Source organism: Mesorhizobium sp. B2-1-1 (genome assembly GCF_006442975.2).
Lineage (GTDB): Bacteria > Pseudomonadota > Alphaproteobacteria > Rhizobiales > Rhizobiaceae > Mesorhizobium.
Map to the genome: position 1 here is coordinate 5101777 of NZ_CP083954.1, position 20578 is coordinate 5122354.

Annotated in this window: 24 protein-coding genes and 2 pseudogenes; 11 read left to right on the top strand and 15 right to left on the bottom strand. The window is 62.4% G+C overall.

Annotation, left to right across the window (positions count from 1 at the left end):
* Positions 1 to 326: 326 nt before the first annotated feature.
* Genes pqqB through pqqE form a run of 4 tightly spaced genes read left to right on the top strand, consistent with a single transcriptional unit; the run spans position 327 to position 3428 of the window.
* Positions 327 to 1265 (top strand): pyrroloquinoline quinone biosynthesis protein PqqB, encoded by a 939-nt coding sequence (gene pqqB / locus FJ972_RS24995; protein WP_140498251.1) that lies wholly within the window; start codon positions 327 to 329, stop codon positions 1263 to 1265.
* Positions 1262 to 2020, top strand: coding sequence for a pyrroloquinoline-quinone synthase PqqC (gene pqqC / locus FJ972_RS25000; protein WP_140524719.1), 759 nt, complete (start codon positions 1262 to 1264; stop codon positions 2018 to 2020). The genes pqqB and pqqC overlap by 4 nt, the downstream gene beginning before the upstream one ends.
* Complete coding sequence (gene pqqD, locus FJ972_RS25005; RefSeq protein WP_140498256.1) at positions 2017 to 2310, top strand: pyrroloquinoline quinone biosynthesis peptide chaperone PqqD; 294 nt, start codon at positions 2017 to 2019, stop codon at positions 2308 to 2310. Before pqqC ends, pqqD begins: the two co-directional genes overlap by 4 nt.
* Positions 2307 to 3428, top strand: a complete 1122-nt coding sequence (gene pqqE / locus FJ972_RS25010; RefSeq protein WP_140498258.1) for a pyrroloquinoline quinone biosynthesis protein PqqE — start codon at positions 2307 to 2309, stop codon at positions 3426 to 3428. Before pqqD ends, pqqE begins: the two co-directional genes overlap by 4 nt.
* Positions 3429 to 3437: 9 nt before the next feature.
* Here the strand turns inward: pqqE and folP are convergent, their stop codons facing one another.
* The gene (folP, locus tag FJ972_RS25015) at positions 3438 to 4214 is read right to left on the bottom strand and encodes a dihydropteroate synthase (RefSeq protein ID WP_246679090.1); all 777 of its coding nucleotides are present in this window, start codon (positions 4212 to 4214) and stop codon (positions 3438 to 3440) included.
* Between the two features lie 556 nt (positions 4215 to 4770).
* Here folP and FJ972_RS25020 point away from each other — a divergent pair.
* A complete protein-coding gene (locus FJ972_RS25020) occupies positions 4771 to 5610 on the top strand; it encodes a hypothetical protein (protein ID WP_140498263.1) in 840 nt (279 codons plus the stop codon).
* 108 nt (positions 5611 to 5718) lie between these two features.
* Here the strand turns inward: FJ972_RS25020 and FJ972_RS25025 are convergent, their stop codons facing one another.
* Positions 5719 to 6270: a GNAT family N-acetyltransferase gene (locus tag FJ972_RS25025; protein WP_140524826.1), complete on the bottom strand. Its 552-nt coding sequence runs from the start codon at positions 6268 to 6270 to the stop codon at positions 5719 to 5721.
* Between the two features lie 92 nt (positions 6271 to 6362).
* Positions 6363 to 7259, bottom strand: coding sequence for a LysR family transcriptional regulator (locus tag FJ972_RS25030; protein WP_140524720.1), 897 nt, complete (start codon positions 7257 to 7259; stop codon positions 6363 to 6365).
* Between the two features lie 277 nt (positions 7260 to 7536).
* On the opposite strand from FJ972_RS25030, the gene FJ972_RS25035 reads away from it, so the two are divergent.
* Both FJ972_RS25035 and FJ972_RS25040 read left to right on the top strand, forming a co-directional pair.
* On the top strand, positions 7537 to 8271 hold the full coding sequence (locus FJ972_RS25035; protein WP_140524721.1) for an SDR family NAD(P)-dependent oxidoreductase: 735 nt from the start codon (positions 7537 to 7539) through the stop codon (positions 8269 to 8271).
* Positions 8272 to 8354: 83 nt separating this feature from the next.
* On the top strand, positions 8355 to 8957 hold the full coding sequence (locus FJ972_RS25040) for an NADPH-dependent F420 reductase (protein WP_140524722.1): 603 nt from the start codon (positions 8355 to 8357) through the stop codon (positions 8955 to 8957).
* A 299-nt stretch (positions 8958 to 9256) separates the two neighbouring features.
* Here the strand turns inward: FJ972_RS25040 and FJ972_RS25045 are convergent, their stop codons facing one another.
* On the bottom strand, positions 9257 to 9511 hold the full coding sequence (locus FJ972_RS25045) for a hypothetical protein (protein WP_140524723.1): 255 nt from the start codon (positions 9509 to 9511) through the stop codon (positions 9257 to 9259).
* The gene (locus FJ972_RS25050) at positions 9508 to 10152 is read right to left on the bottom strand and encodes a non-heme iron oxygenase ferredoxin subunit (RefSeq protein WP_181173460.1); all 645 of its coding nucleotides are present in this window, start codon (positions 10150 to 10152) and stop codon (positions 9508 to 9510) included. Before FJ972_RS25050 ends, FJ972_RS25045 begins: the two co-directional genes overlap by 4 nt.
* A gap of 243 nt (positions 10153 to 10395) precedes the next feature.
* On the opposite strand from FJ972_RS25050, the gene FJ972_RS25055 reads away from it, so the two are divergent.
* The gene (locus tag FJ972_RS25055) at positions 10396 to 10596 is read left to right on the top strand and encodes a hypothetical protein (protein ID WP_140524725.1); all 201 of its coding nucleotides are present in this window, start codon (positions 10396 to 10398) and stop codon (positions 10594 to 10596) included.
* 240 nt (positions 10597 to 10836) lie between these two features.
* A complete protein-coding gene (locus FJ972_RS25060) occupies positions 10837 to 11772 on the top strand; it encodes an IS110 family transposase (RefSeq protein ID WP_140524726.1) in 936 nt (311 codons plus the stop codon).
* A 246-nt stretch (positions 11773 to 12018) separates the two neighbouring features.
* On the opposite strand, the gene FJ972_RS25065 is transcribed toward FJ972_RS25060, so the two are convergent.
* From FJ972_RS25065 to FJ972_RS25080, 4 genes are read right to left on the bottom strand one after another with little or no spacing between them, the layout of a single operon-like run.
* Entirely contained in the window at positions 12019 to 13128 is a 1110-nt protein-coding gene (locus FJ972_RS25065) for an epoxide hydrolase family protein (protein WP_140524727.1), read from the bottom strand.
* Positions 13129 to 13174: 46 nt separating this feature from the next.
* Entirely contained in the window at positions 13175 to 13795 is a 621-nt protein-coding gene (locus tag FJ972_RS25070; protein ID WP_140524728.1) for an NADPH-dependent F420 reductase, read from the bottom strand.
* A gap of 31 nt (positions 13796 to 13826) precedes the next feature.
* Positions 13827 to 14780: an SDR family oxidoreductase gene (locus tag FJ972_RS25075; RefSeq protein ID WP_140524729.1), complete on the bottom strand. Its 954-nt coding sequence runs from the start codon at positions 14778 to 14780 to the stop codon at positions 13827 to 13829.
* Positions 14781 to 14826: 46 nt separating this feature from the next.
* Positions 14827 to 15462, bottom strand: coding sequence for an NADPH-dependent F420 reductase (locus FJ972_RS25080; protein ID WP_140524730.1), 636 nt, complete (start codon positions 15460 to 15462; stop codon positions 14827 to 14829).
* Between the two features lie 140 nt (positions 15463 to 15602).
* Between FJ972_RS25080 and FJ972_RS25085 the strand changes: the two genes are divergently transcribed.
* Positions 15603 to 16190, top strand: coding sequence for a TetR/AcrR family transcriptional regulator (locus FJ972_RS25085; RefSeq protein WP_140524731.1), 588 nt, complete (start codon positions 15603 to 15605; stop codon positions 16188 to 16190).
* A 133-nt stretch (positions 16191 to 16323) separates the two neighbouring features.
* On the opposite strand, the pseudogene FJ972_RS25090 reads toward FJ972_RS25085, so the two are convergent.
* The 5 genes and pseudogenes from FJ972_RS25090 to FJ972_RS25105 all read right to left on the bottom strand — a co-directional run.
* Positions 16324 to 16615 (bottom strand): annotated as a pseudogene (locus tag FJ972_RS25090) (NADP oxidoreductase coenzyme); the annotation flags it as partial.
* A pseudogene (locus FJ972_RS25095) lies at positions 16616 to 16809 on the bottom strand (SDR family oxidoreductase); the annotation flags it as partial.
* Positions 16810 to 16974: 165 nt separating this feature from the next.
* Positions 16975 to 17103: a hypothetical protein gene (locus FJ972_RS30205; RefSeq protein WP_263486386.1), complete on the bottom strand. Its 129-nt coding sequence runs from the start codon at positions 17101 to 17103 to the stop codon at positions 16975 to 16977.
* Positions 17104 to 17115: 12 nt separating this feature from the next.
* A complete protein-coding gene (locus tag FJ972_RS25100) occupies positions 17116 to 17571 on the bottom strand; it encodes a carboxymuconolactone decarboxylase family protein (protein ID WP_140524732.1) in 456 nt (151 codons plus the stop codon).
* A 13-nt stretch (positions 17572 to 17584) separates the two neighbouring features.
* Positions 17585 to 17998 (bottom strand): cupin domain-containing protein, encoded by a 414-nt coding sequence (locus FJ972_RS25105; RefSeq protein ID WP_140524733.1) that lies wholly within the window; start codon positions 17996 to 17998, stop codon positions 17585 to 17587.
* A gap of 85 nt (positions 17999 to 18083) precedes the next feature.
* Here FJ972_RS25105 and FJ972_RS25110 point away from each other — a divergent pair, with 85 nt between their 5' ends.
* Complete coding sequence (locus FJ972_RS25110; protein WP_140524734.1) at positions 18084 to 19511, top strand: PLP-dependent aminotransferase family protein; 1428 nt, start codon at positions 18084 to 18086, stop codon at positions 19509 to 19511.
* A 22-nt stretch (positions 19512 to 19533) separates the two neighbouring features.
* Here the strand turns inward: FJ972_RS25110 and FJ972_RS25115 are convergent, their stop codons facing one another.
* Positions 19534 to 20445 carry a LysR family transcriptional regulator gene (locus tag FJ972_RS25115; RefSeq protein WP_140524735.1) on the bottom strand — a complete coding sequence of 304 codons (912 nt, stop codon included), beginning with the start codon at positions 20443 to 20445 and terminating at the stop codon, positions 19534 to 19536.
* Positions 20446 to 20578 lie beyond the last annotated feature (133 nt).

The following is a 20578-nucleotide window of genomic DNA, read 5'->3' on the forward strand; positions in this document are numbered from 1 at the left end:
ACGAGCCATTGCTTCGGTGCCCTGCAATGGTTGGCTAACAACAGGGATCGGTCCCTTCGGACTGGTATAAGAGGAGAAATGTCATGAAGAAGAACTGGAAAAAACCGACCATGTGCCAGGTTGCTGCGGGCATGGAAATTTCTCGGTATCTGCCTGCCGAAATTACTCCCAAGAGGTAGGCCGCAGAGGTGCGTGTCCCTGGCAACAGGGGCACGCATCCCCGCAAGGGTTTTGGCGAAAGGTTTTGACGCGTGTAGGGCGCGCGCGGCACTTTTCAGGGCTGCAAATTGCCTGCTGGTCAGAGAAGCCGCGGGGCGGGCGTTTTCATGCATTTGAGGATCATCGGATCGGCGGCAGGCGGCGGCTTTCCGCAATGGAATTGTAATTATCGTCTCAGTCGTGCGGCCCGCTCCGGGATGGCTGGCGTGCATTCACGAACCCAATCAAGTGTCATCGCTTCGACGGATGGCGTCGGCTGGGTTCTTTTCAATGCCTCACCCGACATTCGCCAGCAGATCGCGGCAACGCCAGAGTTGCAACCTGCGCGCGACGCGCCGCTGCGTTCGACGCCTATCCGCGCGGTGGTGCTGACCAATGCCGATGTCGATCATATCGCCGGACTGCTCAGCCTGCGCGAGCGGCAGCCTTTCGCCATCTATGCAACGGCGCAGGTTCTGGCGACGCTGGAGGCGAATTCGATTTTCAACGTTCTCGATCCGGCGGTCGTGCCGCGGCGCATCCTGCCGACAGCGAAAGAATTGGTCATCTGCGATGCGGAAGGCAGCGAGACCGGCGTGATGATCGAGAGCTTTCCGGTGCCTGGAAAGATAGCACTCTATCTGGAGGACAAAGACCATCCGGATGCCAATTTCAGCTCCGACGCCGGTGACACGATTGGAGTCCGAATTGCGGGTATCGGCAGCCGCGATTCTGTCTTCTACATCCCGGGCTGCGCGCGCATCGATGCGACGCTGCGCGCGCGTCTTTGCGATGCAGCCTGTCTTCTGTTCGACGGCACTGTCTACACCGACGACGAGATGATCGTCGCCGGCGTCGGTCAGAAAACCGGCGCGCGCATGGGGCATCTGGCGATTTCGGGAGACGCGGGTTCGATCGCCAGCCTGGCCGATGTGAGGCTGGGCCGCCGCGTCTTCGTCCATATCAACAACACCAATCCGATCCTTGACGAGAATTCGGCCGAACACGCGGCGGTCAAGGCGGCAGGCTGGGAAGTCGCAGGCGACGGCATGGAGATGGAATTTTGAACGATTTCCGCGATGCGGCCAAAGGCGGCCTGTCCACGAGCGATCTCGAAGCCGTGCTGAGGCAGGTCGGCGCCGAGCGCTACCACAATCATCATCCCTTCCATCACAGGATGACCAGCGGCGCGCTGTCGAAGGCCGAGATGAAGGCCTGGGCGCTGAACCGTTATTGCTACCAGGCTGTCATCCCGCGCAAGGATGCCATGATCCTCGCACATGCCGAGGATCCGGCGTTTCGCGCCGCCTGGCGCAAACGTATCGAAGACCATGATGGCGAGGACGGCTGGAGCGGCGGTATCGCGCGCTGGCTGCATCTGGCAACCTCACTCGGTCTGGACGCCGAGGCCGTGAAGAGCGAAACGCTGGCACTGCCGGCGACACGGTTCGCCGTGGGGGCCTACCTCTCCTTTTGCACCAACCGGACGCTGTTCGAGGCGGTCGCGTCGTCGCTGACCGAGATGTTCTCACCGCTTATCATCGGCGAGCGCGTACCGGCGATGCTGGCCAAATACGATTATATCACCGAGGATACGCTGGCCTATTTCAAGCAACGGCCCGAACAAGCCTCGCGCGACGCCGACTTCGCCCTTACCTACGTGCTCAGCCATGCTGATACGGCGGAACGCCAGCAGCAGGCAATAGATGCGCTGGTGTTCAAATGCGATATACTCTGGGCCATGCTTGATGCGCTTCAACACGCCTATGGCGAGCCGGGAAACATACCGCCCGGCGCCTTCCGCCCCGAGGCAGCCCCATGATGCTGCGCGAAAGAGCCTTGGTGTCGCTGCGATCGATACCCTTCCTGCCGAAGCACGTGCGCATACAGTACGATTCCGTGCGGCAGGCGTTCGCCGTGCTTTCACCGGAGAGAATATTCTGGCCGAACGATATCAGCCTCGACATATTGCGGCGCTGCGACGGACGGTCCACGGTCGGCGAAATCATCGCCGGCCTTGCCACGGATTATGAGGCCGAGGAGGAGGCCGTGGCGGCCGACGTCATCGCCTTCCTGCAAGAGTGGTCGGACAAGCTGCTGGTGAAGCTATGAACACGCCCCTCCTCCCTCCTATCGGCATGCTGGCGGAACTGACACATCGCTGCCCGCTGCAATGTCCTTATTGCTCCAACCCGCTCGAATTGCAGAAGGCCAATCGCGAACTCGACACACAGACCTGGCTCAGCCTGTTCTCGGAGGCCGCCGATCTCGGTGTTCTGCAGGTGCATCTGTCAGGCGGTGAGCCGACGCTGCGCCGCGACCTCGAGCAATTGATCGCCGGACTTTCAGCGCGCGGCGTCTATACAAATCTGATTACCGCGGGCGTCGGCATCGCCGAAGGCCGCATCGAAGCATTTGCCGAAGCCGGGCTCGACCATCTGCAATTGAGCTTTCAGGGCGCACGGCCTGAGACCACCGAACGCATCGGCAACCACAAAGGCAGCCACGACAAGAAGCTGGAGACGGCACGCCGCGCGCGAGCTGCCGGCTTGCCTCTCACCATCAACGCGCCGATCCATCGCCATAACATCGAGGAGGTACCGGAGTTCATCGATCTTGCCCTTTCGCTGGACGCGGAGAGGCTCGAGATCGCCAACGTCCAGTACGCTGGCTGGGCTTTGATCAATCGCGATCAGCTGATGCCCGAGCGTGCAGCAGTCGACCGGCAGGCGGAAATCGTTGCGGAAGCACGCGAGCGGCTGGCCGGCATTATCAACATCGATTTCGTGACACCAGACTATTTCGCCATCTACCCCAAACCGTGCATGGGTGGCTGGGCGCGTGACGCGTTCATGGTGGCGCCTGACGGCACCGTGCTGCCGTGCCATGCCGCGCAGACGATCCCGTCGCTCAGCTTCGAGCGTTTCAAACCACACACCCTCTCCTCGATCTGGGCCGATTCGCCGGCGTTCAATGCCTTCCGCGGCACGGACTGGATGCAGGAACCCTGTCGCGGCTGTGAACGACGCGAGATCGACTGGGGCGGTTGCCGCTGCCAGGCGATGGTGATCGCCGGCGATGCCGCCGCAACGGATCCGGCTTGCGCGAAGTCGCCGATCCACGCGCGCATGGCGATGCTGATCGACGAAGCCAAGCGTACCGCGACAGTTCCTTCGGAGGACGAACCATTCACCTACCGGCGTATCGGCGTCGTGACCGAGCCCGCCTGACAGGTTCTTTCATTCCGCCGTATTCTCGCGCTCGCGCACTGCGTCGGCGAAAGCCAGGGCATCGCGATTGATCCCGACATTGTGCACACGAAAAATCGAAGCACCCTTCAACCGCAGGATGACGCTGGTTGCAGCTGTGCCAACGTCCCGCCCTTCGTCGCTTTCGCCGACCAGGTGATGGGCAAGCCGCTTGCGCGAGGTGCCGACGAGCCATGGAAAACCAAGAGCGCGCAGTTCGCCGAAGCGAGCCATGAGTTCAAGGTTCTCCTCTCCGCTCTTGGCGAAAGCGAAGCCTGGGTCCAGCACGATGCAGTCGTCCGGAATGCCGGCGTTGCGAGCGATCTCCAGCGATCTGTTCAGGAACAGGAACTGGTCGGCGATTACATCGGCCAATTTTTCCCGGTCGCGCCCGGTGTGCATGATGACGAGGCCAGCGCCGGCTTCCGCTGCGACGTGCGCAATGTCGGGTTCGCGCTGCAGGCCGTGTACGTCGTTGACGATATGTGCACCCGCCGCGACCGCGAGACGCGCCGTCTCGGCCCGATAGGTGTCAACCGAAACGATGCAGTCGCCGTCCGACGACAGCGCCTCGATGATCGGGAGGATACGCGATTGTTCCTCAAGCGCCGAAACGCTGCCGGCGCCGGGCCTGGTGGACTCGCCCCCGACATCAATGATCGCCGCGCCCTCGCCGATCATACGCCGTGCCTGTTCGAGTGCCCGCTCCGGCCGATCGAATTCTCCACCGTCGGAAAAACTGTCCGGCGTAACGTTCAAGATCCCCATCAGCAACGATCTCGCACCAAGATCGAGATACCGTCCATGAGCAAGTTGCCAACGGTTCATCGGGCGAGCGCGGCGAGCATCGACGCCACGCCTCCCTGGTGATCGCTCGGACATAGTCTGCCGGGTGCATTCTCGCGAGGGATGCTGAGCTCCATGCCACGCAATACCGCAGTTGGTGTCGTGGTCATCGTCATTGTGGAATTCGCGTCGTATTCGATCTTTCGGTCGCCCAGGCTATCATAACCCCACAGTGCGAGAAGCGAATGTTCGGGCGCCGCAGGGTGTGCGAAAGCCGCCGAGGAAGGAACCACGGAGATGGCAATGGCAATTTCGATTTTCGGCTGGTGTCGTCAGTTCGGGCCAGAGATTAACGGAGCCATCGCTGCATAGGTGTCTGCCTCAATGAGTATGGACGGATTCACTCATGCGCAATATGTATGAGGATTAAGCCTGCCGTGGCGCTCACATTTTGCCCGCATCGCTAAGGCAAGTAATGCTCGTTCAATGACGCTGCTAACGCCGCCCGCCTAAGTGTCGATATCAGGGGATCTGGTCAATGACCGACAACAAGTCAGACGTTACCAAGGATTGGCAAGCGACGCAGGGCCAGAAGTCCTCCGCCACGCGTCTTCGTCTTTTCGCCGCACTCTCGTGGATCGTCGCCATTGGCGGCGAAATCTACGGGATTATGCTGCTTCGCCAGAACAAATTCGATCAGGCACACCTGCCGCTGATCATCGGCCTTCTGGTCGGCATCGCGATTTTCGCAATCGCCGGCAACTTGCTGTGGAAGGCGGCGAACAGGCATGATCCGGCCCGTGCATCCGACACGGCCAGGTTCTTCTTCCAAAACCAACTCGGCGCAATCATCACGCTGATTGCCTTTCTCCCGCTGGTTTTCCTCATCCTCACCGACAAAAACATGGACCCGCGGACCAAGAAGGTTGCCGGCGGCGTCGGCGCTGCGCTGGCCGTGCTCGCGACGGTCATGGGGATCAGCTTCAAACCCCCGTCGGTCGAACAATACACCCAGGATATGAACGCATGCGCAGCCCAGATCAAGTCGGGGCAGCCCACCACTGCCTGTTCGCCCGACGTCGCCGCTCAGGCGCAGGCGATCGCCACGGACACCGCCGCGGTGACGGCGGCGACGCGGGACGCGAGCCACCCCGCAGGTCAGGATGTCGTCTACTGGATCGCGCCCGAAAACGGAGCCGCGAAGTCCACCGAGCCGCATGTTTTCCACCTCTGCGCAGGCGTGAGTCCGCTAAAGGACAAGACCGTGAATAGTGGCTCCGTGACGGAAGCCTACGCACAGAACGCCGTCCGCATCACGAAGCAGATCGATATGGAACAGAAGCAGTGCGGGTTCACAGCCACAACCAGCACCAACTGAACCTGGCTGCGCTCGATCGCGTCCAGCCGTCGGTCTTGTCGAGAGAGGCGCGCAAGCGCAGGTCAGTATCGACTCGCCGGAGCAACGCTATTGCCATGGCTCAGAGCCCTAGCTTGCCAACAGTGACGGCCCGATGTCTCGGTCGAGCGTAAAGCGCTCGCAACGCTCGCCGTCGGACTCGTCGATGAAGCTTTCGACATGTTTGAATCCAAGCTTCGCAAATATCCGCACCGAGGCAAAATTGCGCGCCGCCGCTTCGCCCGTCACCCGTTCAAGCGCCAGAGTTTCGAAAGCGTAGCGGAGAACTTCGCGCGCCGCCTCGCTGCCCAGTCCGTGCCCCCAATGCGCACGCGCGAGCACAAATCCCAATGCGGCTGCCTTGGCGTCGGTTGCGCCGAAGGACAGGGTTATTGTCCCGATCGCTTCCGAAACTCCTACTTGATCTATGGACCACTGGATCGCCGTACCGTCAGCGAAACGCTGACGCGAACGGGCGAACCATCGCTCGCCCGCGCTTATGTCGTCGGGAACAGGATCGCCGGCAAGAGAGGCGGATTCGACATCCGTCGCGCGCGCAAACCATGCCGGGATATCCCGTTTTCTCGGCGCCCGAAGCACGAGCCTTGGTGTCGTGAGCTTGGGAAATCGGACAGTTTCCATCGAAGCATTTTCCACCTGAGGCGGCGCCAATGATAGCCGGAAAGCGGCGACCAGAAAGCCGTCGGCAAGGCAGGCCGTCAACCCGCCAGGCGTCAGTCGCGCGATATGGACAGTCCCGCGAAAAGCGGAGCGTACGCCGCGAGCCTGCGGGACACGAACTCGGTGAAGAGCCGCACGCGCTTCGTCTTGCGTGTCTCCCCCTGCGTGAGAAGCCAGAGCGTTCCGTACATGTGCAGGTCGGTGCCCGGCACCCTCACCAGCAGGGGGTCGGCATCTCCGACGAAGCACGGCAGTGTCGTGATCCCGAGCCCTTGCCGTACCGCAACGATCTGCGCCTCGGCGTCCGTGGTCCTGAATGGAACCCCCGTGGTGCGAACCTCGCCCTCGCGGGCCCAGCCCGGAATTCCATGAATGCTTATGACGATCCACCGGATGGGATCGGGCGCGCTCGCATGCCAGGCGGCCAGTCGATCGCGGGACATATAGACGCCGCCGAACAACTCCGGCCCCTTCAGGCCGTGAAGATTGAGCGGCAGGGTTTTGCGGTCATAGACGACGCGGATCGCCACGTCGGCCTCTCGGTTGGTCAGATTTGCCAGCTCCCCGGACGACAAGACGTCCATCTCGATGTCGGGATGCAGACGCGCGAACTCGGCGAAATCAGGCATGAGCAGGTGTGTCGCAAGGGTCGGAGCCAATGTCACCCGCAGAAGCCCGCGCACGCTCTGGTCGCGCCCGAAGACGCGTGTCTCCAACTGGTGCGACGACGCTTCCATCTGGTTCGCGAGCTCGAGCACCTCCTCGCCCGCAGCCGTCAGGCGGTAGCCCGAAGGCAGCTTTTCGAACATCTGCGTCCCGAGGCGTTCCTCGAGCTGTGCAACGCGTCGCAGCACGGTCGAGTGGTTCACACTGAGGCGCTCGCCGGCAGCCCGCACCGAGCCTCCGCGCGCCACGGCCAGAAAATAGCGAACATCATCCCAGTCGATCATGGCGCGATCCCGCACCGCGCGGTGCGCTTTCCAAAGCCCGTATCCAACGCAGTCGTACAGCAGTGTGGGCGGTTATCATAGCTTATGTCGACGAGCGCGGCCCAATTCCGAACGACGGACACCAATTCGTCGCGGCTGGCGGCAGTCGTCCGACCGGATCGATTTTGCACCACCGATGTGCGCACTTCCGCACTCAAAGCCTGACCCCTGCAGACTTATTTCCAGGCTCTCGGGGTTCTTCCCGAACGATCAAAGGCAGAGCCTGGAAGGAAAAGTCATGGGAAAGCTAAACGGTAAGGTTGCAGTCATCACCGGCGGCGCTACCGGCATCGGCCGCGCCGCGGCAAAGCGCTTCATCGAGGAGGGCGCCTTCGTCTTCATCTTCGGCCGCCGGCAGGAAACGCTCGACGCGGCTCTGGCCGAGCTCGGGCCCAATGCCCGCGCGGTGACGGGCTCGGTCTCGGATGAGGCCGACCTCGACCGACTCTACGCGACGGTGAAGGCCGAGCGCGGAACCCTCGACATCGTCTTCGCCAATGCCGGGGCGGGAAGCCAGCTTGCGCTCGGCGAGATCACCGCCGAGCATATCGACGAAACCTTCGACACCAATGTGAAGGGTACGATCTTCACTGTCCAGAAGGCGCTGCCGCTGATGGGCCAAGGCGGTTCGATAATCCTGACCGGATCGAGCGCCGGCACCACGGGCGCCGCGGCAATGAGCGCCTACAGCGCGAGCAAGGCGGCAGTGCGCAACCTCGCGCGAACCTGGGCGGAGGACCTGAAGGGCACCGGCATCCGGGTCAACGTGCTGTCGCCCGGGGCGACCGCGACCGAACTCGCAAAAGAAGCGCTGGGCGAGGAGGGCCAGAAGGTCTTCGCCGCGATGACACCGCTCCAGCGAATGGCTGATCCGGCGGAGATCGGGGCCGTCGCCGCCTTTCTCGCGTCGTCGGACAGCAGCTTCATGACCGCCAGCGAGGTCGCCGTCGACGGCGGCCTTGCGCAACTCTGATGCACGCCCGGCCGGCACTCCATTCAATTAACCAGCGCCGTTGAGGGCCGGGAATCGACATCAACACGGATCGGAGAAGTATTATGAGCTATGCAATTGTAGGATTCGGCAAGATAGGCCAGGCCCTCGCCCAGGCCTTCGCCCGTAAGAAAATCAAGGTGGCCGTCGCGAGCCGCCGGCCGCCCGAGGCATTGGCGCCGCAGGCTCGGGCGATTGGACCCACGGTCATTGCCAAGTCGCTGCGGGATGCGCTCGAGGCCGACACAATCATCTTGGCGGTCCCGTTCTGGGAGCATCGCGAGGTCGCGAAAGCCCTGCCGAACTGGGAAGGCAAGACGGTCATCGACGCGATGAACACTTTTGGAGTTCTCCCCGAAGAGCTGGACGGTCTGCCGTCCTCCGCCTTCGTCGCGAAGGCGTTCACCGGCGCCAAGCTCGTCAAAGGGTTCAATCACCTGGCTGCGGCCACCCTGGCTGCCGATCCGATCGTCGAGGACGGCCACCGGGTCGTCTTTCTGTCTGGTGACGACGAGGACGCGACCGCCGCCGTGGCGGCCTTGGCCAAACAACTCGGGTTCGCACCCGTCAAGCTGGGAAAGCTCGACGAGGGTGGCGCGCTTGTGCACGCACGCGGCCGCACTTGGGGCCACCTCATCTTCCAGGATTTGTTCAAGAAGGAGCAGTAGTCAATCTACGACCGCGTGATCAACGCCGAGACCTGGTCGCGCGCTAACTTCTTCGAGCAGCGCGCGACCGAATATTTGAAGACCACAAGGTCGCGAAGGCTGGCGTGGGATTGACTGCGTATGGGCGCCGTTCGAAGAGCGGGGAGCGGCCAAGCGTGCGCCATGCGGCGGCCGCAATTGGTCGTAGAGCTTTGGGCTGCGGACTGACCGATTGCGCCGGCAGCAATGCCATGCGGCGGCGCGAAAAGGCACTTGGTTGCTGGGCAACGCCCTAAAAGGGCGGAAGTACCGCGGTCAGTCTAATGATCCCTGACCAGCTGCATGAAAGCCTCTATCGGACGTAGCGTTTGGCGAACCTTCAGACACGCCGCGAAGGATTGCGTGAACGGCTTGTGATCCGAGATCGAAAGCGCCGTCAAACGATCGTCCGGAAGGTACTCGGTCCTGGAAACAATACCGGCGCCAAGGCCGGCGATGGCACGGTCGACGGGCGGGCCCATCGGCGCTTCACGGTTCGGCCACAGCACGATGCCATCATATTGCTTGGCGATCACGTATCGATCACCTGGCCCATCTTGTTGTCGTCGAACTCGGCGTCGATGACCTCCAGTTCGATATTCGGATGGCGCTTGGCTTCCCAGGCGGCGGTGTCGGCGAGGCTGATCAGCCAGGGATGGTTGAAGCCATGGAAGACCAGGCCGATGCGACATTTCTTGCTGGCGTCGAGCACCGGACCTTCAGACAACGGCAGATAATCCGTGAAAGGCGCCTTGATCTGCAGCTTGCTGTAAGGGCCGACGAAGCTGGCGCCCATGCCCGGCTTCCAGACGAATCCGCCGGCGAGGTCGCCGACCGGATAGACGTCGAGATAGTCCCGGAAACCGTCGTCCGACACCTTGGTTTCGTAGGTCTTCAGCCGCTCGGTGACGGGCGGTGAAAGCGGTGTGCCGGTGGGAACGTGGAACAGTCCCTGATGCAAAGGACACTCCACCGTCTGGCCGTCGATATAGCCTTCCGAAAGGAAGGCGTGGGCGTGCGTACAAATGCCTGAAGTGGCGTAGAACTTGCCGGCAAAATTGAAGATGGCGATACATACCCCCTGGTGCTCGATGCGCGTCGCATCGTCGACAGGAAGACTGTCGGCACGGATCGCCTGGATCCACTGCCTGCTTTCTGGATTAGTCTGCGTGTCCATGCGCCTCCCCATATCCGTTTTGTTTCGTTTATTTTCGTTCTCTTTCCTTCGCTCGCAAATTCATTGTGGAAATAGAGATATCGATGAAACCCCATGCCGAGTGATCGACCACAGGCAAGCAATCGCCGAAAATACAGCTGCATGGCAGCCGGACGCGGCGGTATGTAGGCACGGAGATCTATCGGAGAATTCGAACCGGTCGTGCCCGAGACGATGCGCCAAGCGCCAATCTGGTGATCAGAAATGGCCCTCACGATCTATTGCGATGCGAACGGCCGGAAGGGCCTGCAATTCGTGAACGGAACACTTCCAAAGGAGCCGGAAACGCGAACTTGGAAGCGGGCTGCCCAAAGCAGCGTCAAGCCGGCAATTGGCGACGACAGCGACTTGCTAGCTCGCTTCGAGATGGAAAAATCGTCTGGTGCAGATGTACCAAAACACTGATCCCGTATGCCGAAGATCGTGGACCGTGAATGGCTTGTCTTATGACATTTGCTGCCGAACGGGTCAGAAAGGAACCGCCGGGAGAGGGTAGCCGCCCTCCCTCAGCGGCGAGGGTCGGATCGGTGGAATTGCGGACCGTCTGACGGGTCGAGCTAGAGTCGGATCGCCCTCGTCTTTCCTTGAGGCCTGAACGGATACCCGGAGATCGGCTCCGGATGACAAGCACAGGACAAGCGAAAGATGACCAACGATACCATCGGGGTCGACATATCGAAAGACCATCTCGACGCCCACAGGCTGAGCGACGGTGCGAGCCGCCGCTTTGCCAACGACAATCCCGGCCACAGGGCCTTCGTGACGTGGCTGGGAGAACCCGACGCTCACATTGTCTACGAGCCGACCGGCCCGTATCACCGCGCCCTTGAAGGCAGGCTGGCTGCGGCAAGCTTCGCGCCCGTCAAGGTCAACCCGCGCCAGGCCCGGCGCTTCGCCGAGGCCACCGGCAGGCGCGCCAAGACCGACCGGCTCGACGCCGCCATGCTCGCCCGCATGGGTGCGCTGCTCGATCTGGAGGCGCGGCAGCCGCGCAGTCCGCTCCTCAACGATCTCAAGGACCTGCACATGGCGCGCGAGGCGCTGGTGAAGAACCGGATAGCGGCGAGGAACAGGGCCAAGACGCTGACCCTTCCCATCCTCAAGCGCCACAATGCCCAGCAGCTCAGGCAGATCGAACGTCAAATGGCCGCTGTCGAAAAGGCGATCATGGCGCTCATCCAGGCCGATTCCGATCTCTCCCGCCGCTTCGCCATCCTCGTCTCGATCCCGGGCGTCTCGGCAATCACCGCCTTCGCACTGCTCATCGACATGCCCGAACTCGGTACGCTCGGCCAGGCTCAGGCCGCTTCCCTCGCAGGTCTCGCTCCGCTCACCCGGCAGTCCGGGCAGTGGACCGGCCGCGCCTTCATCCGCGGCGGGCGGGCCAATGTCCGACAGGCACTCTACATGCCCGCCCTCGTCGCCCTGCGCTTCAATCCCAATCTCAAGACCAAGTACGATCAGCTCAGAGCAGCCGGCAAAGCCGCAAAGGTCGCAATCACCGCAATCATGAGAAGGCTCATCCTCCTCGCAAACGCTCTGCTCAGGGATGGTCGAAACTGGACCCCATCCCTTCCTTGACCAACACGGATACTCTAGCGGTAACCTTCCTTCTTCGCCCGAACGCTTCCTCGGAAATGGAGTCAGCGGGAAGCGTCATCAGAAACGTCCGTAGTCGATCACGCTGCTCTGGCTGCGCGAGCTTGCGATCGAGATATTCCACCCGCTGTTCTTCGAGCTTGGCCAGCCGCCTGCTCGGCACGCCGCTGGCGGGCAATCTCCACGAGCCGTGCCCGCTCGTGGGTGAAGCGGAACACGCTTGTTCGTTCAGATCGCGGCGAGCGCGATCTTTCGCAAATCGTCGGCGTAGAGTTCCGGCGTTTCCCAGGCCGGAAAATGCCCGCCACGCGGAAAGACGGTGTAACTCCGCACATTGTAGAGCCGCTCGGCCCGCTCGCGCGGCGCGAGCGCCAGATCATGTGGCCACATCGCGACGGCGGTGGGAACATGCACAAAGTCATCTGCCCGCAACGGCGGCCGCAGCCGGGCGGCATCGTAATAGTAGCGGACAGACGACCCGATCGTGTTGGTCATCCAGTAGATCATCAAGGTGTCAATCAAGGCTTCGAGGGGCCAGACAGAGAAGACGTCGCCATCGCAGTCCGTCCAGGCCCGGAATTTCTCGACAATCCACGAGGCTAGGCCAACAGGACTGTCGGCAAGCCCAAAGGCGAGCGTTTGTGGCTTCGAGCTCTGGATCGCCTGATAGCCCCCTTCCTCCCGGCTCCACAGTTGGAGGCGCTCGTCATAGTCGATCTCGGCTTTCGACAGGGGCGACGCATCTTCTGGAATCGGCTTCGGCGCGACCGCCGAGACATGGAGAGCCAGCAAACGCGCCGGATGCCGAAGCGCCATTCGCGTGGCAAGGCCGGAGCCGATGTCAGTCCCAGCCACGACGAATCGCCCATAACCCAGCATCGTCATTAGCTTCGGATAAAGGTCGCTGGGCTCCGCCTCGTAGGGCCGGGTTGGCCTGTCCGAGTAGCCGAAGCCGGGCATGGTGGGGATCACGACATCGAATGCCGGCGTTCCCTGGGTAAGCAGCGGTGCTATACGCTGAAACTCCACGAAGCTTGACGGCCAGCCGTTCATCAGCAGTAGCGGGGTCGATCCCCTTTGGCCGCTGCGAAAATGCAGAAAGTGTATGCCATGGCCGTCGACCGTCGTCCGGAAATGGGGAAGCTGGTTAAGCCGGTCTCGTCGCTGCGCCCAGTCATAGCCGTCACGCCAGAAATCGATGAACTGGTTGAGGACGCCGCGCTCGGTTCCCATGGTCCAGTCGTCAGTTACCGCGTCGGCCCAACGCGTCCGTGCGAGGCGGCTACGAAGGTCAGCGGCCTGGTCCGCATCATAGGGAATCTGGAAGGGAGTGATCATGATCGATTCCTTGGCTGTAGTGCAGCGGAGGGCTGATGTCGGTGATTTAGCCGATATCGACGTTCATGGCGAAGTCCCAGGTGCCGGCGCCGTTTTTGGCGAGGCCAATCATCATCAAACCGAGCGCCTCCAGCGTCTGGGCCATGTGCAAGCCGCCCACGTCGAGCGGACGCAGCCCGAGACTTTCGAGAAACGTCGAGACGCGCGCTTTCGCCTCCACATCGTCGGCTGCGATGAACGCGTCGAGGCGTCCGCCCTTCGCAAGCACGTGACCAAAGATCGTGTTGAATGCCTTCACAACATGCGCGCCGGCGGGGAGGCCCTTTGCGGTCTCCTGCGCGCCGGAACTGCCGTGGGGCGTGACCAGGCCTGAGAGGTCGGGGGCAACCGGGTTGGCGATGTCGACGATCACCTTGCCATCGAGCGCTTTCCCAAAGTCGGCTACCGCCGCCGCGGCACCGCTGTACGGCACGGCGAGGATGACGATGTCGCCCGCGGGGGCGGCGCCGTATGTCCCGGTGGTCGCTCCGACTCCAAGTTGGTCGACGAGCACCCGCGCCTTGGCGGGGTCGCGGCTGACAACCTCGACGGTATGTCCGGCCTTGGCGGCACGGCCCGCGATCGCGGCGGCCATGGCTCCTGAGCCGATGATGCTGATAGTGCTCATGTGTTGTCTCCTTGTGAGTTGGGTGGACGGATCACGGGATCGCGATACGATCCGCCGGGAAGTAATGGCCGTTGTCGAGGTCCTCGAGCAGGCCCGGCTGAGCTGGCTCCCAGCCGAGCGTCTGGCGGGTGACGGCGTTGGACGCCGGAAGGTCCAGCGTGACCAAGTTCGCGAGAAAGCCGAAGAAGCCCGGCAACATCAGTACGTCCGCAGGGATGGGCACAGCAGGCGTGCCCATACGGCTGCCAATGGCCTCAGCGATCTCGCGGAACCGGATGCCCTCGCCCTCAATCCCGTGCCAATATTTGCCAGCCGGCCCCTTCTCCAGCGCCAGGCGGAACAGGGAGGCCAGGTCGCGGGCATGCACAGCCGGCCAGAGGTTCGCGCCGTCTCCGGGGTAACCGATTACGCCCTTCTCCTTCGCGAGACCGATCAGCAGCTGGAGGAAGCCGGCATCGGTCGTGCTGTGCGCGATGGGAGGAATTCGGACGACCGAAGACCGCACGCCCCGTCCCGCTAAGCCGATCACGGCGAGTTCCACGGCGTTGCGAACCCGCAGGGTGCCCTTGTATGCTTCGCCGCCGGGAAGAGCCGGATCTTCCTCGGTGGCTGGCCGGCCCAGGCCTTCCCACCCCGGCGAGCCGATGCTCCCTGAGACGACGAGCGGCTTTCCGGTCCCCGCCAGCGCCTCGCCGTAGGCGAGCATGATCTGGAGCTCCGCGGCTGCCACGGCGTCGATCCCGCCGGAGGGCAGCAGGTCTTGCCGGTGCGCGACGTGGATGACGCCGTCGGACTCCGCCGCCGCGACCTTGAGCCCATCGAGGTCGGTGATATCCCCGCGACGTACCTTGGCGCCGAGTGCCGATACCGCAGTCGCGGACGTGTCCGACCGGGCCAGGCCAATGACCTCATGTCCGGCCGCGATGAGCTCGGGGATGACATACGAACCGATATGGCCGGTCCCGCCAGTAACGAAAACGCGCATGCTGCTGCTCCTTGGGTAATGTGATGCGAGACGTGGTGCCGCGGGCTCAGCCGAGGAGGCTGACGCGGATTGAGAAGTTGGTGTGTTTGACGGAGTGGGTCATGAGGCCCAGCCACAGCATGCAGGCGTGCTCCAGCGTTCGGGCCATAATCAGCCGCCCGGTATCCATCGGACGTAGTCCGAGGCTGTCGATGAACGCCGAGACGCGCGCCTTCGCTTGAGAGTCGTCCCCGGCGATGAACACGTCCAATGGATGGCCCCCGATTGGACCGGCAGCCAAGACCCGGGCGTTCTGGGTGTTGAACGCGTTGACGATAGTGGCATTGGCAGGAGCAACCTTGGCGATCTCCTGAGCGCCGAAACTGTCTTCAGGAGTCAAGAAACCCGTGAAGTCGGATTTGATGGGGTTGGTGATGTCGACAATGAGCTTGCCTGCCAGCTTTTCGCCGTACTGCTTCACCACGTCGAGAACGGCCGAATAGGGAACCGCCAGGATGACAATGTCCCCGACCGGAGCGGCGCCAAACGTTCCGGTCGTCGCGCCGGCTCCGACCTGCTCGGCCAGCGCCCGCGACTTGGCACCGTCGCGGCTCATCACCTCGACGGTGTGTCCGGCCTTGGCGGCAAGGTCGCCGATCGCTGCGGTCATACCGCCTGACCCGATGATGCTGATAGTGCTCATGTTCATTTTCCTTGCGGGGCGGGCGGCGCCTTTGTTGCCATTTGTGCAGACGCACTCTATTTAGTGGTTCACCGATCCGCTTAGTAACCGGATCATCGATCCACATATACGGATCACTGATCCGCTTATCAAGGCATCTCATGCGAGCCGACGCAAAAAAAAATTACAGCCATATCCTCGCGGTCGCGCGTGACGTCGTCGCCGAGCACGGTATCAATGCGTCCATGCGCGATATCGCCCGTCGGGCCGAGGTCGGGTTAGCCACGCTGCTTCGTCATTTCCCGACGCGAGAAGCCCTGTTCGAGGCGCTGCTGTGTACGAATCTGGACGCACTGACTCAGAGGGCAGATGAACTCGAAACCTCGGATTCGCCTGACGAAGCGCTCATCTCCTGGTTCCAGGAGTGGTTGGCGTTCGCCCAAAGCTATAGGGGCGTCGTCGCCATGATGGCCGCCGCCCACACGAATCCGAACTCCGCTCTTTACGCTTCATGCGCAGCGGTGCACTCGGCGAGCGCGCGACTGCTGCTCCGCGCACAGGCCGAAGGCGCGGCGCGGCTCGACATGAATGGGGATGACCTGTTCGCCCTGATGACGGCGCTCGGCTGGGCGGTCGACCAACCCTCATTCGCGCCGCGGGCCGATCATCTCTTTCGCATCATTACGGGCGCCATCCTGGCGAACCCGTCGACCGGATCGGCTTCTGCTGCGCTCGACCGTCAAAACTAAGTATTCGTCATACTGCTGACGAGAGGCGGAGCACTTCATCGTTTGCTTCCAAGCATCACCTCGGCCGCACGCATCGGATAGTGCTCGATCCGATGCGTGCATCGTGTCCCTGCCGGTGGGGACGTCATGTTCATCAGTCAAATTTGACCAGGTCCTCGAAGACCAGCCAGCCCCAGTTGTTCCTGCGCGCCTGCACGAGCAGTCGCCTTCGGAAAGCCCGCCTAGCTTTATCGGCGCAAAGCCGAGATTTTCCGCGAGCGTACCAATCTGCGCCGCGGCGTCTTCATCATCGCTCGCCAGGAATATGACTCTCCTGCCGCCCTTTACGGCCGGATCCTGGTCAAGGATGGCAGCGATCAAATGATTGAAACCCTTGACCAGTTTGCACCTGAGAAGGCCTGCTCAATGAACTTGGAAGACGGCTGTCAGAGTTGGGCTAGGCCGCCGTCGACCTCTACCTCGCTGTCATGAAGCTGCTGTCCGATGAGGCGAGGAAGGGTGCCGCCGCCCCGAGCTCTGCCGGATCGCCCATGCGCTGAAACGCAGTCATTGAGCCGTAAGCCTTCAAGCCGTCCTCTCCGAGCGCTTCGGTCGCGAGTTCGGTCGCGATGCAAGCGGGAATAGCTGCAAAGTCCAAGCTGAAACGTGAGTGTACCGCTTCTCAGGCCGCATACGGAACGGCCGGTTTCGGAATCGCCGTGCACACTCCTGACCGACGACAATGGGGCTGCCGGCTTGCGAGTTGAGCCGCCTCTCCTTAGGGCCGCCATCTGTCAGGTTACGATCACCAGAAGGCGCAAGCGAACAGAGTGATTGAAAAGGAACTCGATTTGCTGTCGCGAACGAACTCGGTCGCCTCGCGCGCCAATTTGCTGTCCGGGATCTTGATCCTGGAAATCACGTTACCGTTCATTATTCTGCTCCATCAATTCTCGAGAACGGCCTGGGGCGTATTCCGAAAGCTGATGGCCATTCGGTTGTAGCTGTTCATCAGGCTGATCGCGATCGTTAGGTCGACGAGCTGCTTTTCATCGAAGACGGCACGCACGGCTTCATAGGCGGCGTCCGGAACCCCGGTCTGTGCAACATTGGTCACGCTCTCGGCCCAGCGAAGCGCGGCGCGCTCTCTCTCGCTGAACAGGCTGCCGCCTTCCTCCCAGGCTTGCACCAGCGCGATCTTCTCGATCTTCACGCCCGTCTTGACGAGGTCACGCGTGTGCATGTCAAGGCAATAGGCGCAGTTGTTGATCTGAGAGACCCGCAGATAGGCGAGATCGACCAGTTCGGCAGGCAAGCCGCTCTGGAGAACATAGCCGTAGACGGTGCCGAGCGCCTTGGCGCCGCTCGGGGCGATCTGGTTGTAGTCGAGCCTCTTGGCCATCGTTCCGATCCGTTCAATTGAGGGGAGTAGTGAGGGTCTTGTCGTCGGAATCGACGACGAAGACCGCAAGCAGCTTCGCCGGCCTGGTCTTGCTGGCGTTGCGGCTGACCGAATGGGTTGCGTTGGGCAGCTCCGACCAACTCTCGCCCGCTTTGTAGATGCGGGTCTCGCCATCGTTCACCTTGGACTCGATCTCGCCCGAGACGACATAGGCGAAGATAAAGGCGGACCTGGCATGCCGGTGCGGCTGGGAAGCGGCGCCCGGCGCATAATCGACCTCGACGACGACCATCGATTTGCCGGGGATGTTGGGGATCACCTGCTCGAACTTCGGCGTGACCGTCTCCGATTGGTCGTCCTGCGCCCAGGCCGGCCCGACGATGGCAATCGCGGCGCAGGCGGCGGTGAAAATGGCACGAATTCGCATTGGCATCTCCTTGCCCGTATAGATGCCGGCGAATCGGGCCAGGAAAAAGCACCAAGAACGCAAAAAAATCGTGTACTGAGGCTTCATGAGCAAGCCGCTGGACCTGGATTTGGATCGCGCCGCCAAGACTTCCCTTGCGGAGCAAATTCGCAAGGGCGTGGCCGTCGCAATCGAGGAAGGCGCGCTGGAATCAGGCGCACGGTTGCCCTCATGGCAGGACTTGGCGGCGCAGCTGGGTGTCGCGCGCGGCACCGTCCGGACCGCCTATGAGAAGCTCGCGGCCGCCCAGTTGATCGAGGCAACGCCAGCTGAGGGAACGCGCGTCGCACAGCGCCCCCGCACCGTCGCGAAATCCGAGCCGGTGCCGGATGAAGGCTCCTTCATGCGGATTTATCAGGAGATGACGCAGGGTCCCCGGATCTTCCAGATGGGCATCCCCGCAAGCGATATCTTCCCCGCCACCTTGTTCGCGCGGATACGCGCGCACGCCATCCGCGCCGAAGCCGCTGCCGCCGCCCTCTACCCCGATCCTCGCGGCGAACTCGAGTTGAGGCGGGAAATCGCTGGCTACCTCCCCGTAGCACGGGGCATCATCTGTCTGCCGTCGCAGGTCATTATCACTGGAGGTTTCGGTGCGGGGCTCGGCCTGGCGCTATCCGTTCTGAAGCTGGCGGGGGAGACCGCCTGGATCGAGGAGCCCAGTTTCCCATGGACCCGAAAGGGGCTCGAACTCGCCGGTTTGTCTCTCGCTCCGGTCCCGGTCGATTGCAACGGCATCGATCTCGATGACGCACTGTGCCAGCATCCGACCGCGAAGCTTGCCCTGGTCACACCGGGTCAACATGCGCCGCTCGGCTCGACCTTGTCGCTCGAGCGGCGCCTGCGCCTGCTCGAATGGGCAGCTTCGACCCAGGCCTGGGTGATCGAAGACGATTATCTGAGCGAGCTTCAGCTGACCGGCAGGGCCGCGCCGGCGCTCGCGTCGCTCGACCGCGACGGGCGCGTCATTCACATCGGGTCCTTCAGCAAGACAATCAGCCCGACCCTTCGGCTGGGTTTCGCGATCGTGCCGGCCAGCCTCGTATGCGCTTTCGCTGAAGTCGCGGCGTGCTTAGCGCCCGCCCCGGGACCGGCAGTGCAGCTCGCGACCGCCGAATTCATGCGGGAGGGCCACTATATTCGCCATCTCCGCCGCACGAAGCGGGCCTATGTCGCAAGGCGCGCGACGTTGCTCGAGCAGCTTTGGGCGAATGTGAATGCCGACCAGATTGCAACGCCGGGCCTGGCCGTGCTGCTGAAGCTGCCGAGGGAAATATCGGACATTACCGTGGCGCGCGAGGTTTCGGCCTTCGGGATGTCGCCCGCACCGCTCTCCGCGTGGTATGCGTCGCCCGCCACTGCCGAATCCGGCCTCTTGCTCGGGGTCGCCACCACGCCGGGCAAGAACCTGGCAAAATCCTGTGATCGGCTCTTCGAGGCGATTAGGCAGATAGACGGCGGACAGCCGATTTGAGACTGCTCCAAGTAAGACGTTGCTAGGCAGCGACACTCGTTGAAACAAGCGACCACTGAACGAGGCCGTCTATGGTAACGCGAATCTTCGCCGGTAGCGCCTTTGTCTGCGGCCACAGGACGCTGATCGGCAGTTCGCCGCCTGACAGGCCCTCCAGGACAATCTGAAGGGCCCCGTCTTGAAGATCGCCTTCCACCATCCATGACGGAAGTTGCGTCAGACCGTGTCCTGCCTTAGCGGCCATTAGCACCGTCTCGAAATCCTGCAGTTCATGCTTGACGGGGACGGCCTGCCGCGCTGTCGAGCCGTCGGGTTGCTTCATCAGCCAGGCGATGCGGTTGCCTTGCCGTCGTCCGACGATGCAATCGTGTCCGGCAAGATCGCTCCAGGATCGCGGAACGCCCCGCCGTGCGAGATAGCCAGGTGCTCCGACTATCACCGTCTGCTGGACCCCAATCTGTCGCGCGACGAGGTCGGTCGAATCCTCAAGATTGCCGATACGCACGGCGAGGTCGATGTTTTCGCCGATCAGGTCGACCCGCCGGTCGGTTAAGCTGACATTGAGGTTCAGCGCCGGATAGCGTTTCGCAACCCCTAACAGTACGGGCATGACGTGCAGTCGACCGAAGGCCGTCGGGAGATCGATGCGGACTTCGCCGCCAGGCGTGTCCCGCGCGAGCGCGAGGGCGCTCTCGCCACGCTCAAGTTCGTCGAGTGCCGCGACGCAGTGCTCCAGCCAGGCCTCTCCGGCAGGCGTCAAGGTCAGGCGGCGGGTCGTCCGGTGGAGCAGCTTGGAGCCCAAGCGCGCCTCCAGACGCGACACCGCCCGGCCGATCGCGGACTTGGCCATGCCCATTTCCGCCGCAACCGCGGTGAAACTACCGAGCCGAATAACGGCTACGAATTCGGCGATGCCATCGAAACGCGAGTTCATCCGCCTATTGTAGCTTCAGACGCAATAGTGAGTCCACCAGTCCGGCACTAATCTGCTGAGGAGTATCCCTTTATATCTTCTGGAGCTTTAATTCTCCACAGGAGCCGCCCCATGCCCTCTCTATTCGATTCCT